General features: G+C 63.7%; 11 protein-coding genes. 4 read left to right on the top strand and 7 right to left on the bottom strand.

The annotated features are described in order from the left end of the window. Positions 1-50: 50 nt before the first annotated feature. Both ACUCV3_RS24110 and ACUCV3_RS24105 read right to left on the bottom strand, forming a co-directional pair. Positions 51-434, bottom strand: coding sequence for a glycine zipper 2TM domain-containing protein (locus ACUCV3_RS24110; protein ID WP_029547555.1), 384 nt, complete (start codon positions 432-434; stop codon positions 51-53). Between the two features lie 179 nt (positions 435-613). After that, positions 614-820, bottom strand: a complete 207-nt coding sequence (locus ACUCV3_RS24105) for a hypothetical protein (protein WP_010336653.1) — start codon at positions 818-820, stop codon at positions 614-616. Positions 821-956: 136 nt separating this feature from the next. Here ACUCV3_RS24105 and ACUCV3_RS24100 point away from each other — a divergent pair, with 136 nt between their 5' ends. Next, positions 957-1,559, top strand: coding sequence for a hypothetical protein (locus tag ACUCV3_RS24100; protein WP_037491660.1), 603 nt, complete (start codon positions 957-959; stop codon positions 1,557-1,559). A 51-nt stretch (positions 1,560-1,610) separates the two neighbouring features. Here ACUCV3_RS24100 and ACUCV3_RS24095 read toward each other — a convergent pair whose 3' ends face one another. From ACUCV3_RS24095 to relB, 4 genes are all read right to left on the bottom strand, one after another. Further along, on the bottom strand, positions 1,611-1,826 hold the full coding sequence (locus ACUCV3_RS24095; RefSeq protein ID WP_004207726.1) for a cold-shock protein: 216 nt from the start codon (positions 1,824-1,826) through the stop codon (positions 1,611-1,613). A 111-nt stretch (positions 1,827-1,937) separates the two neighbouring features. After that, positions 1,938-3,134 (bottom strand): hypothetical protein, encoded by a 1,197-nt coding sequence (locus ACUCV3_RS24090; protein ID WP_482241216.1) that lies wholly within the window; start codon positions 3,132-3,134, stop codon positions 1,938-1,940. 137 nt (positions 3,135-3,271) lie between these two features. After that, positions 3,272-3,550 (bottom strand): type II toxin-antitoxin system RelE/ParE family toxin, encoded by a 279-nt coding sequence (locus ACUCV3_RS24085; protein ID WP_161731919.1) that lies wholly within the window; start codon positions 3,548-3,550, stop codon positions 3,272-3,274. Beyond that, entirely contained in the window at positions 3,547-3,717 is a 171-nt protein-coding gene (relB, locus tag ACUCV3_RS24080) for a type II toxin-antitoxin system RelB family antitoxin (RefSeq protein ID WP_279731784.1), read from the bottom strand. The genes ACUCV3_RS24085 and relB overlap by 4 nt, the downstream gene beginning before the upstream one ends. Positions 3,718-4,131: 414 nt before the next feature. Here relB and ACUCV3_RS24075 point away from each other — a divergent pair, with 414 nt between their 5' ends. Then, entirely contained in the window at positions 4,132-5,595 is a 1,464-nt protein-coding gene (locus tag ACUCV3_RS24075) for an RNA-dependent RNA polymerase family protein (protein ID WP_482241215.1), read from the top strand. A gap of 294 nt (positions 5,596-5,889) precedes the next feature. On the opposite strand, the gene uvrA is transcribed toward ACUCV3_RS24075, so the two are convergent. Next, complete coding sequence (uvrA, locus tag ACUCV3_RS24070) at positions 5,890-8,874, bottom strand: excinuclease ABC subunit UvrA (protein ID WP_482241214.1); 2,985 nt, start codon at positions 8,872-8,874, stop codon at positions 5,890-5,892. Between the two features lie 257 nt (positions 8,875-9,131). Here uvrA and ACUCV3_RS24065 point away from each other — a divergent pair, with 257 nt between their 5' ends. Continuing rightward, positions 9,132-12,080, top strand: a complete 2,949-nt coding sequence (locus ACUCV3_RS24065) for an autotransporter domain-containing protein (protein WP_482241213.1) — start codon at positions 9,132-9,134, stop codon at positions 12,078-12,080. 122 nt (positions 12,081-12,202) lie between these two features. Next, positions 12,203-13,000, top strand: a complete 798-nt coding sequence (locus ACUCV3_RS24060) for a phosphotransferase family protein (RefSeq protein WP_279729637.1) — start codon at positions 12,203-12,205, stop codon at positions 12,998-13,000. Positions 13,001-13,475: the final 475 nt, after the last annotated feature.

The following is a 13,475-nucleotide window of genomic DNA, read 5'->3' as shown; positions in this document are numbered from 1 at the left end:
GAGTAGGAAAGGGCGTGGGGAGTGATCCCCACGCCCTTTTTCTGTGCGGGCTATTCGCAGTTGATGTCGTTCTTGTCGATGGCCCGGCCGGCAAGGGCGCCGCCGGCGCCGCCGAGGATAGTGCCGAGCGTCTTGGAGCCGCCGGGAGCGATGACATTGCCGAGCACGCCGCCGGCAAGGGCGCCGACGATGGTGCCGGTGGTGCCGTCATCCCGCTTGCAATAATAGCGGCCGTCGCGGTCGCGGTAGATCTGGTCATTGTCGCCGAGGTGGCGGCGCGGCGGGCGGCGATCCCGGTCGCGGTCACGGCCGCCGGGCGGGCGGTTGTAGCCGCCGGGGCGGTCATAGCCATAGCCGCCGCCATAATTGTCCGAGGCGCAGGCGCCGAGCGGGAGCATGGCAAGGGCGGCAAGCGCCATTATGGGGGTACGCACGGGATAGTCTCCTCTTCTTTTCCCTGTCGGGAGGAGAACCCGCAAGCGACGCGAAGGTTGCGCCAAGATACTGATCAGAAACGCGAAACCGCCCGCCGCTGCCATCGAGAGGGGAGTGCGGCAGCGAGCGGACGGCATCAACGGCGCGTCGAGGAGGCGCGCCGCCGAGAGGATGGGCGTCAGTGCGCCAGGGGCGAGGCGCCGCTGGCCGTGGCCGGGGTGACGACCGGGGCCGGGCTGTCCTGGATGCGCTGGTCCTCCAGCTTGGCCTTGGCGTCGTTGTAGCGGGCGACGAGGTCGTCCTTGAACTCGGTCAGCTTGCCGTCGTCATAGAGCTTCTTGCCGACATAGCCGGCGATGGCGCCGAAAATCAGGGTGCGGATCATGGGGAACTCCTTGGTTGCCATTCGGGGAAAAGAACCGGCGTCGGCGGCAAGGGTTCCGAGCATGATTGCGTCCGCGACGGGCCTTGCTAGTCTTGCGACGGACGGTGGCGGGGGCCGCCGTGACTAGGGGGTGGGCATGTCGGCATTCGATCTGGTGTTCGCGGTGTTCGGGCTGCTGCTGGGGCTGGCGATCGCCGAGGTGCTGGGCGGCTTTGCCCGTGCGCTGAAGCTCAAGCGGACCGCCAAGCCGGTGCGGATCGGCTGGCTGACGCCGCTGCTGGGGCTGTTCGTGCTGCTGGACCTCACCAGCTTCTGGGGCAGCGCCTATATCATGCGGGACCAGATGGATGCGAGCTATCTGACGCTGGTCGTGGTGCTGGCGATCGTGGGCGTCTATCATCTCGCCGCGTCGCTGATCTTTCCCGACGAGCCGGAACAATGGCCCGATTTCGACGACTGGTATGACCGGCAGAAGCGGATGGTGATCGGCGGGCTGCTGCTGGCCAATGTCGCGGTCACGATCGGCCAGGGCGTGCTGGAGGAGGTGAGGCCGGTGGCCGATGCCCCCGCCGGGCCGCTTGCCCCCTATGCCGCGCCGATCCTGCTGGGCGGGCTGGTGGGGCTGCTGACCCTGCTGGTCGCGCTGCTGCGGGTGCGGAGCCGGCGCGCGAACATGGCGATGCTGATCGCGGCGAACCTGATCCTGCTGGGCGCCAGCATTGCCGAGGATTATATCTGAGCGGGATCGGGCGCCACCGTGAGGCGGCGCCCGATCCCGGCCGGGGGCCGATTATTCGGCGTGGGCGATGTTCACCGCGGCCATCTTGCCGCGCTTGTCCTGCTCCAGGTCATAGGTGACGCGGTCCTTCTCGCGCAGGGTGGCGAGGCCGGCGCGCTCGACCGCGCTGATATGGACGAACGCGTCCTGGCCGCCGGTGTCGGGCTCGATGAAGCCATAGCCTTTGTCGGCGTTGAAGAACTTCACGGTTCCGGTGATGCTGCTCATGATATTTCCTTCTTTCATGCGGCGGACCCATGGCGGGCACGCCGGGTCGCTAGAGGGGCAGGGAAAGAGGGAGATAGGTGCCGCAAAGCGCCGAAGACCGTCGATTTGCGACTATAGCAGCGCCCTTGTACGGCATTGCCGGCGTCCTGGCAAATCGCTGGCCGTTTCGGCGGGGTCTGCCGCCGCGTCCTCCTCTTCCTCCTCGTCTTCCTCATCCTCGCTCAGCAGCTCGTAACCGGCCGCTTCCAGGACGGCGATTTCCTCGTCGCTGCCCGGCGCGAAGCCGAAACGGGCGTCGCGGGCGCGGGTGGCGGCTTCCTCATAGGGGCGGGCCTCCGCCTCCAGCTCCGCGGCATAGGCGGCCTCCTCGGCTTGCGTCAGGGTGCGGTCATAATCGTCGATATCGTAATAATCCCCGCTCTGGTCGCCGGTGAAGTCGGGCGGGGCGGGGTAATCGGTGCGCAATTGCTCGCGATCCTCATCCCACCAGACGCCGCGCAAACGGGTCGCGGCCTCCTCCGGCGGCAGGTCGGCGCGGTGGATATGGGGGCGAAGTTCACACCGTTCATTGCGGTCGGAAAAGGGCGAGATGCCGGGCTGGACAGGTGGGCGCTTCGCACCGGGCTGGAGCGCCAGCCGGGCGGCGATGAAGAGCGCTACCGAGGCGGCGGGGGCGAGGGCGGTTGCCGCTTCCGGTGCGACGGGTTCGGGCGTCTCGGGCTGGTCGCCGTTGAGCAGGCGGGCGTCGGCCATCTGGCGGGCCATATGTTCCATTCCCGTGCGGGGCAGGCCGATCAGTTCGGATTCCTTGTCGGCCTCTTCGGCCGGGCAGATGAGGTCGAGATAGGCGGTGAAATCCTGGGCGACGACGCGGGCGAGCGCGGCATCCGACCCTTCGGGCGGGCTGTCGGCCATGCGATCGAGCCGCGCGAGCATCGACATGGCGAGGCGATTGTCATGGCGGTGGCGGCGGACTTCGTAATTGTCGGGATCCTTGCGGATCGTCTCCTCGCTGCCCATGATCGCGCGCGACAGGAGATCGTCGGCAAGGCGGGCGCGGGCGATCAGGATCGCGGCGTCCCAGCCGAGGCGAAAGGCGGCGCCGTCATGGCGGATACGCAGTGTATAGGCCGAGCGCGCGGTGATGTGCACCCCTTCGCAGGCGAGCATGATGACGCCGGTGGCGGCGAGTATCTCCAGGAAGCGCCGCTGGCGCGCCGGGCTCCAGCCATCGACCCGCCGCTGCGGATCGGGCGTGGGCATGGTGTCCGGCAGGGGCGGCGTGATCGGCGGGAATGTGCAGGACATGGCAAGGCCCTTTCAGGGAAAGAGGACGCGTTGCCGGAAGGGTAGGCAGAAAGGCGGGGTGTAGGACAGCGGAATAGGAATTGGCCACCAGTGCGCCCATCCGGGCCTGCAAAGCGCGCCTTTCTGCGTTCCGGTGCTCAGGGATATTGCTGGCGCGCGTGAACGAGCGTCAATATCTCGATCGCCTCGATCCCGACGCGGTAGATGAGGATATAATTGGGATGAACCACGGCTTCGCGCGTGCCGGGCGTGCGGCCTGGGCGATGCGCATAGGGGTGGTTGGGCAGATTGTCGGCAGTGTGCCGGATGGCGGCATAGAGGCGCTCGGCCGCAGTTTTGTTGCGCGGGCCGATATAGTCGAGGATGGTGAGGAGGGCCGTTTCGGCCTCGTCATCCCAGACGACCGGCAGGGTCATTTATATTTGTCGAGAACGGCCTGCGCCTTGGCCATGACTGCGTCATGTGGGATGCGCTGTTTGGTTGATGCCAGTGCCCGTTCCACCTTGGCTCGGACCCATGCGTCATGGGCTTCCGCATCCTCGGTCGTCGCGAATTCGGACTCGATGGGGGTAAGCTTGGTCATGGATAAGAAGGTATCAGGGATGTGGCGTGGTGTCGATTGAGAGGGGTGAGTTTGGTTCAGATTGGAGGATGTTCGGTTGGGGTTTAGCGGTTAAGTAAAATGTCATGATAATCCCGTAACCCCATGAAATTTCCTTCATGCTACCCTCTTGAATGAACTCACGGCTCATCTTATATCTTGCACATCACTTCGGTGAGTCGTTTGTTAAGACTGTCAAGCGGTATCTGCGAGACCAGTGCAAAGAGTAAGTCCATTGTGATTTCTCCTAGCGCAAAGTCGCGCCGATTCTGTGACGGGCGGGCTTTCTGAATCAGAAAGTTCCATACCCCGATAGCAACAGTATAACATACTTCGTCGAACCTCTTCAGGTTAGAGCTTTCGAGTTCGCAGACAACGGTGTGGGGCGGGCCTTGGTTGATGAAGACAACTGGTGCCGCCCCCTCTCGCTCTGTTTCTCAAGATGTTTGGGATCCCAGCTTTGAAGATCTTAAGCATTATCCGCACTTCGATGCGCCGCTGAAGCTATCGGAAATACGAAGCATAGTGAACAGCCCTGTTAAGGTTGCTCATAATGCCTTTTTTCCACTAATACAGTATGAGAAGCGCTGGCAGCCATTCCGTGGTTCAAAAGCGAACCCAAAGCCAGACCCTAAAATTCGAAAGATTAGATATGCTGCGCGGCGTGATGCGTATATCTACGCAAAATATCGCCGGATACTATCGCCGCTCTATGAAGCGCGAATTTCCTCACTGGGAATATCGGATATTCCGATTGCTTATCGGAAGATAGTTGGAGCTGGTGGCAAGGGGAAATGTAACATTGATTTTGCAAAAGATGCCTTTGGTTTTATCGCCAGCATGCCGAATTCTTTTGTTATAACTCTTGATATCTCAAAGTTTTTTGAATCTCTTGATCACCAGATGATTAGGAAGATTTGGACTGATCTGTTGGAGGCGGATGCGCTGCCTGCCGACCATGAAGCGGTCTTGAATTCTCTAACAAACTATCGTTGGGTTGATCGAATTGAAGTTTACGAACGACTGGGCTATTTCGGCAAAAAATTGGCAAAAAATGGCACGTTGGTTCAAGGGTATTTGAAGCCATTCAAGGATATCCCGAAGCAACTTTGTAACCCCAAGGAATTTCGAGAAAAAATTGCAGGATCAAAACATTTTAGTTCGATAATACGCAAGAACCTTGATGATTTCGGCATACCCCAAGGAACTCCGATAAGCGATTTGGTCGCGAATATGAATCTGATGAACTTTGACGTTTATCTGAAAGAGATTGCCGATAGCCACAACGGCAGGGCATTTCGATATTCCGATGATATAATGCTCGTCGTGGCAGTTGAGGATCAGGCGGCGGCTGAGAACCTAGAAAAACAGGTCCGGCTAAAGATGCCATCGTTCGGTAATCAGCTTGTTATTAAAGAGTCTAAAAGCAGCATTCACGAATTCAATATAGATTCTGGAAGTGTTCTAAGGTGTAGGCATATTAAAGGGGCTGGGAAAAATGGATTGGAGTACCTTGGATTTAGATTCGATGGTTCCAAAGTTTTTCTAAGAGATTCGACAGTTTCTAATCTCAAAAGGAAATTAACATTCGCTGCAAGGATTAGGGCTGAAGGCCATAAGCGTCGATATTCAAATAGAACGCCAGTTCAGTTAATTGACAGCTTTAATTTTGATCATCTCTTCCAGACATTTATGCGTGTCGAGGAGTTCGATAAGGCAAAATCGGTGAAGAGCTGGACCTTTTGGACTTATGCACGCCGCGCTTCAGAAACATTTGGCGCGCCCGGCAAGCCGATTTTGAAACAATTAAAATTTCTCAAGTCCGATGGTAAGCGTTTAGTAGAAACTGTGCTCTCGTGATGCACTCGGTGGGCGCCGCTGGCGCGTGCTCGCCAGCGGGCACCGCAGTGTTGTCATTCTGCTGCTTTCACTGAGGCGTGGCTCAGCAACGGCGCCAGATAGCGTCCGGTAAAGCTGCGCGGCTCCTTCACCACCTGCTTCGGCGTGCCTTGTGCGACGACTTCGCCGCCCCCTTCGACTAGGTTCTCGGCTTCGCTCGAACTTCGGTCAGGACAGGCTTTACGCCGCCCTCCGGTTGATCGCGCCGAGACCGTCCCCCGGACGGTCTCGGCGCGATCAAATGTCGATGATCCTTTATTCAGCGGCCTCGGTCTTCGGCTGGCGTAAAAGGGGGGCGAGGTAGTGGCCGGTGAAACTGCGGGGTTCCTTCACGACCTGTTCCGGCGTGCCCGTAGCGACGATCTCACCCCCTTTCACTCCACCCTCGGGACCGAGATCGATAATATAATCCGCCGTCTTGATGACATCGAGATTATGTTCGATCACCACGACGCTGTTGCCCTGGTCTACTAGGGCGTGGAGGACTTCCAGCAGCTTGCGGACATCCTCGAAATGCAGGCCGGTGGTGGGTTCGTCGAGGATATAGAGGGTGTTGCCGGTGGCGCGGCGGGACAATTCCTTGGCGAGCTTGACGCGCTGGGCTTCGCCGCCCGACAGGGTGGTGGCCTGCTGGCCGACCTTGATATAGCCAAGGCCCACTTCGGCGAGCATCGCCATCTTGTCGCGGATCGGCGGCACGGCCTTGAAGAACTCCACCGCATCCTCGACCGTCATGTCGAGCACGTCGGCGATGCTCATCCCCTTGAACTTCACCTCCAGCGTCTCGCGGTTGTAGCGGGCGCCGTGGCAGACGTCGCAGGTGACATAGACGTCGGGGAGGAAGTGCATCTCGATCTTGAGCACGCCGTCGCCCTGACAGGCTTCGCAGCGGCCGCCCTTGACGTTGAAGGAGAAGCGGCCGGGCTTGTAGCCGCGCGCCTGCGCTTCGGGGAGGCCGGCGAACCAGTCGCGGATATTGGTGAAGGCGCCGGTATAGGTGGCCGGGTTGGAGCGCGGGGTGCGGCCGATCGGCGACTGGTCGATGTCGATCACCTTGTCGCAATGTTCCAGGCCCGTGATCTTGTCATGCGGGCCGGCGACGATGCGGGCGCCGTTGAGGGTGCGGGCGCTGGCGGCATAGAGGGTGTCGATGGTGAAGCTGGACTTGCCCGAGCCGCTGACGCCGGTGATGCAGGTGAAGGTGCCGAGCGGGATCGACGCGGTGACGCCGGTGAGGTTGTTGGCGCGGGCATTGTGGACGGTGAGCTTCTTGCCCGAGCCCTTGCGGCGCTTGGCGGGCACCTCAATGCGGCGGGTGCCGTTGAGATAGTCCGCGGTCAGGCTGTCCTTGTGCGCCAATAGCTGCGGCAGGGTGCCCTGGGCGACGATGGTGCCGCCATGGACGCCGGCGCCCGGCCCCATGTCGACAATATAGTCGGCGGCGCGGATCGCATCCTCGTCATGCTCGACGACGATGACGCTGTTGCCGAGGTCGCGCAGGCGCTTGAGGGTGACGAGCAGCCGGTCATTGTCGCGCTGGTGCAGGCCGATCGAGGGTTCGTCGAGGACGTAGAGGACGCCCGACAGGCCCGAGCCGATCTGGCTGGCGAGGCGGATGCGCTGGCTTTCGCCGCCCGACAATGTGCCTGATGTGCGGTCGAGGTTCAGATAGTCGAGGCCGACATTGTTGAGGAAGCCGAGGCGCTCGACAATTTCCTTGAGGATGGCGCGGGCGATCTGGTTCTGTTGCTCATTGAGCGCGTCGGGCATCGCGGTGAAGAAGGCGAGCGCGTCCACCACCGAGCGGCGGGTGGAGACGGAGATGTCCTCGCCGGCGATCTTGACCGCGAGTGCCTCGGGCTTGAGGCGCGCGCCGTGGCAGGTCTCGCAGGGCATGGCGGTCTGGTACTTGCTCAGTTCCTCGCGCATCCAGGCGCTTTCGGTCTGGAGCAGGCGGCGGTTGAGATTGCCGATCACGCCCTCGAACGGCTTCTTGACCTCATAGCTCTTCTTGCCGTCGACGAAGCGCAGGGTGACGGGCTTGCCGCCGGTGCCGTGGAGGATGATGAGCTTCACTTCGCCCGGCAGCTCGGCCCAGGCGGTGTCGAGGGAGAAGCCGAATTCCTTGGCGAGGGAGCCCAGGACCTGCATATAGTAAGGGCTGGGCGGGTTGGACTTGGCCCAGGGGACGACGGCGCCCTTCTTCAGGGAGAGGGCTTCGTTGGGGACGACCAGTTCGGGGTCGAACTCCTGCCGCTCGCCCAGGCCATCGCAGGCCGGGCAGGCGCCCATCGGCGCGTTGAAGGAGAAGAGGCGCGGCTCGATCTCGGGGATGGTGAAGCCGCTGACCGGGCAGGCGAATTTCTCGGAAAAGACGATGCGGTTGGCGGGGATGCCGGCATTCTTCATCTTGCCCGCGGACTGGGCCCTAACGGCTCGCCCAGGCGAGCCGGCTTCGGGGCTGCCTGCTTCCCCCGGAAGCAGGCTGTCCGCCCCTACGCCCTCGCGGCCGGGGACGACGCCCTCGGCCAGGTCGACGAAGGCGAGGCCGTCGGCGAGTTTGAGCGCCTGCTCGAAACTGTCGGCGAGGCGGGTGGCCATGTCGGCATTGACCGCCAGGCGATCGACCACGACCTCGATGTCATGCTTGTATTTCTTGTCGAGGGCGGGGGCATCCTCGATCAGGTAAAGCTCGCCGTCGATGCGGACGCGGGTGTAGCCCGCCTTCTGCCACTCGGCCAGTTCCTTCTTATACTCGCCCTTCCGCCCGCGCACGACCGGGGCGAGCAGGTAGAAACGGGTGCCTTCGGGCAGGAGGGCCACGCGGTCGACCATCTGGCTGACGGTCTGGGCGCTGATCGGCTCGCCAGTGGCGGGCGAATAGGGGATGCCGACGCGCGCCCAAAGCAAGCGCATATAGTCGTAGATTTCCGTGACCGTGGCGACCGTGGAGCGCGGGTTGCGGCTGGTGGTCTTCTGCTCGATCGAGATGGCGGGGGAGAGGCCCTCGATATGCTCGACATCGGGCTTCTGCATCATCTCCAGAAACTGGCGCGCATAGGCGGAGAGCGACTCCACATAGCGGCGCTGCCCCTCGGCATAGATGGTGTCGAAGGCGAGGGAGGATTTGCCCGAGCCCGACAGGCCGGTGATGACGATCAGGCTGTCGCGGGGCAGATCGACATCGACGCCCTTGAGGTTGTGCTCGCGCGCGCCGCGGACGCTGATGTGGGTCAGCATTCGGTAAACCTCTGCTTCGGAATGTGGGTCAGACTCATGGGGGCGTTGTTCCAGATTTGTTCCGTGGGGGCAAGGGGCGTTGCCCGGTCGGGAGGCAAGATAGGAAGGGGGAGCGGCCAGGGGAAGATGGCCGGGCGTGGACGATGGCGCGCTGCGCCGGCCGAAGGGCGTTTCTGGTTCGGCTGCGGGCGCGTCTCGGCCTGTCTCGGGGTTTCCATGGATGGCCGCGGCTATGGGATCGCACGTAGAAACGGGGCATGACCTATTGGCGGCTCCATTGGCATGCGGGCGTCCTGAGCGTGGCGGGCAGCGTCGCGGGCATGGCATTGGCGACGACCGGGGCCATGGCCCAGAGCGAGACGCCGGCGGGGCGGATCATCTTCCTGGGCTGGACCGAGGGCAAGGACCATTCGGTGTGGCTGTCCGGCGTCGATCCGGGCGAGTTTTTCGTCGTCTTTCCCGAGACCGGGGAGCGGGTGGACAGTTGGACCCAGCCCGATACCGGCCTGCACCTGACGGTATCGCCCATCGTGCGGGAAAATGGCGGCACCCATAATCTGTTCGCCCATATCCGCACCGAATATGCGGAATATGACAATTTCGTCGATTCCGCCGACCAGCATCCGGGCGGCATCAATTTCCCCGATTACTGGAACCGGCCCGACCCGGAACTGCCTGATCTGGTGACGCCGGAATTGCGGCCGAACCCGGATACGGTGACGCCGGGGCTGCGCCCCTTGCCGGATACGGTAACGCCGGGGTTGCGCCCCAATCCGGATTTGATCACGCCCGGATTGCGGCCCTTGCCCGAGACCGTGACGCCGGAGCTGCGTCCGAACCCCGATACGGTGACGCCAGGGCTGCGGCCTGACCCCGACACGGTGACCCCGGAACGGCAACCCGATCCCGAAATCGTCACGCCCGAACTGCGGCCAGTGCCCGTTCCCATTACGCCGGAGGCGCGACCAGACCCCGATACGGTGACGCCGGAAGTCCGCCCGGACCCTGATACACCGACACCCGAATTGCGACCTGACCCCGATACGGTGACGCCGGGCCTGCGTCCTGATCCGGATACAGTGACGCCGGGCTTGCGTCCTGATCCGGACACGGTGACGCCGGGCTTGCGGCCTGATCCGGATACGGTGACGCCGGGGCTGCGACCTGATCCGGATACGGTGACGCCGGGCTTGCGGCCCGATCCTGATACGGTGACACCGGGCTTGCGACCTGATCCGGATACGGTGACGCCGGGCTTGCGGCCTGATCCGGACACGGTGACGCCGGGACTGCGTCCTGACCCGGATACGGTGACGCCGGGACTGCGTCCTGATCCGGACACGGTGACACCGGGGCTGCGGCCTGATCCGGACACGGTGACGCCGGGACTGCGTCCTGATCCGGACACGGTGACGCCGGGACTGCGGCCCAATCCGGATACGGTGACGCCGGGACTGCGGCCCAATCCGGATACGGTGACGCCGGGCCTGCGGCCCGACCCGGACACGGTGACACCGGGCTTGCGGCCTGATCCCGATACGGTGACACCGGGGATTCGGCCTGATCCGGACACGGTGACGCCGGGCCTGCGGCCCGACCCGGACACGGTGACACCGGGTCTGCGGCCCGATCCCGATACGGTGACGCCGGGCTTGCGACCTGATCCGGACACGGTGACGCCGGGCTTGCGTCCTGATCCTGACACGGTGACACCGGGACTGCGGCCTGATCCTAATACGGTGACGCCGGGCCTGCGGCCTGACCCGGACACGGTCACGCCGGGCTTGCGGCCCGATCCGGATACGGTGACGCCGGGCCTGCGACCCGATCCGGACACGGTGACGCCGGGCTTGCGTCCTGATCCGGACACGGTGACGCCGGGCTTGCGTCCTGATCCGGACACGGTGACGCCGGGCTTGCGACCTGACCCGGATACGGTGACGCCGGGTTTGCGGCCCGATCCCGATACGGTGACGCCGGGCCTGCGGCCTGATCCGGACACGGTGACGCCGGGCCTGCGGCCTGATCCGGACACGGTGACGCCGGGTCTGCGACCTGATCCTGATACGGTGACGCCGGGCTTGCGTCCTGATCCGGATACGGTGACGCCGGGTCTGCGGCCTGATCCGGACACGGTGACGCCGGGGCTGCGTCCTGATCCCGACACGGTGACGCCAGGACTGCGGCCCGATCCGGACGTGGGCGGGCCGACCGTGCGGCCGATACAGCGGCCGCGCCCCGAGACGCTGCCGCCGATCGCGCCGACCGGTGTCGCGCCGGGCCGCGATGAGCGGCGCCCGATGCTGATGACCGCCGATGAGGTCTGCCGGGCCGGGCGTGAAGGCCGGCTGCGGGGCGATCCGCAACTGGTCGCGAAGGCCTGCCGGATTGCGGCCAATGCCCGCCGGCGCTGGACCGCCTGGGGAGAATGGAGCTATTCGACGCTGAAGGATGACCGTTCCGGCGCCCGGACCAGGGGCAGCGCGAACCAGTATAATATTGGCCTGGATCGCTGGATCGACAAGCGCACCGTTGCCGGCCTGGCCATCCAGTTCGGCAATTCGGATTATAAATCCTTCAATGGCGGCATGCGCCAGCAGGCCGATTCCATCACGGTGAAGCCATACATGGTGCATCGGATGGCAGATTCGGACGTGGTGCTGGATGCCAGCATCGGCTTCAACTTCGGCGAATATGAACAGCATGTGCTGATGCTGTCGGGCAAGCATGACAGCTTCACCCTGTCGGGCACGGTCGGGATGAGCGCGCAGCGCCCGATCGGCAGCTTCCTGCTGCGGCCCCGCCTGTCGTGGAGCTATGCCAGCATCTGGCACGATAATTATGTGCTGCAGGGGCAGGTGGGCAATATCGACCTGCGCGTGCTGCAGGGCGATGCGCGCTATGATTATGGCGCGGTGGCGACGTCGCTGGAGATCAGTCGGCCGTTCCGATCGGATGACATGGTCATCACCCCCTATGTCGAGGGTGGCGTCGATTTCGCCTATCTGCGCCCCAATGGCGGCCGTGTCCTGGGGCCGGACCTGCGCCTGATCGCGACCACGCCGGCGACCGGATCGGTCCGGTTCGGCACGCGCATCCAGTTGCGCGGCAATGTCGCGCTGATCGGATCGGGCGAATATTACGGGATCGGATCGGGCGGCCTGTCGAGCTGGCAGTGGCGGGGGAATCTGTCCTTCCGTTTCTAGCGCGGCGGGACGGGGTGAGCGGGTCGCAGGCGAGGGGGCGGACGAGCTGTCGCGTCGCTGATGGCGCGTATCGGCGCAAAAACACTGGTCAAGCCTGTTCGGGTGCGGCACAGGCGACGGGCATGACGTTGCCCGATCCTTCCACCTTCATTGCCGAGGGCGCTTCCGCCGCGGTCTATCGGCTGGACGGGGGGCGGGTGCTCAAACTATTCCATGAGGGCGTCGACGCCGGGATCATCGCCCGCGAACATGCGACGGCGCAGGCGATCCAGGCGACCGGCCTGCCGGTGCCGCGCGTGTTCGGGCGCGCGGAGGCTGGCGGGCGGCAGGGCATCATCTATAGCGAGATAGAGGGGCCGAACCTGCTCCATCATATCGTCCGCCATCCCCATCGGATCGGCTGGGCGATGGGCGCGATGGCGGCGTTGCAGCGGGCCATTCATGCGCATGACCTGCCCGAACTGCGCAGCCGCAAGGCGATATTGGCCGAGGATATCGAGATGGCGCCGATCGGCGATCGGCTGCGCGCGGCGGCGATCGACCGGCTGGACCAGTTGATCGAGGGCGACCTGCATCCCGCCAATCTGATCGTAAGTGGCGACGGGCTGGCGGTGATCGACTGGTCGAAGGCGGCGCGATCGGCCCCGGCGGCCGATGTGGTGCGCAGCGAGATGCTGATGCGTTTCGGGCCGGGGCAGTCGGCCGGGAGGCTGGAGGGCATGCTGCGCGACGCGACGACGGCCTATTATGTCGGGCGCTATCGCAAGCTGGCGGGGATGGAGCCGGAAGCGCTCAACGCCTGGCGGGCGCTGGTGGGGCTGGCCTGGTTGCGGCACCGTCTGCCGGGACGGGATGCCGCCTTTGCCGCCTATCTGGCCGATGCGTTGCGGCGCGCCGGATTGCCGCCGCTGGAAGGCTGATGTCGTTGGTGGATGGCGGTGGGCGGTTCGTCCGCGTCCGATGCCGCCCGGCGGATGCTGTGCCCCGGTTATCGAAGCGGCGTGCGCAGCGCTAGTCCTGTCGCTATTCTGACATGGAAACAGGCCAGAGAGCAGCGCGTTAAGCGACGGTTCACGGCCGATGGTGCCGTGTTGACGGTAACAGTTGAGACAAGATCTGGAGTGCCCGACAGCATCCGGATACGCCCCCGGCATTCCCTTGCGCCGGGGGCGTTTTCATGTCCGCTTTCCTTCAATCTCCGTAATTTCCCCTAGGGAATTGGCTGTCGTTTCGCGGACGAATGCCATTCGTCCGGTCGTTCGTCCTCGCAAATCCGCGCTTGGTCGATGGATCGGTCGTTGGCCGATGACGAGGGTTGCCGGTCGAAGCGGACGAGCGGCGAGACGGCCGGGCGCGTACACAGGATGGGCGAACGGGATATGGCGCAACGCCCCT

The sequence above is a fragment of the Sphingobium sp. VMM genome (genome assembly GCF_056790315.1).
Note: the sequence above shows the minus strand (reverse complement) of the source record. Positions and strands in the feature narration are given on the sequence as shown.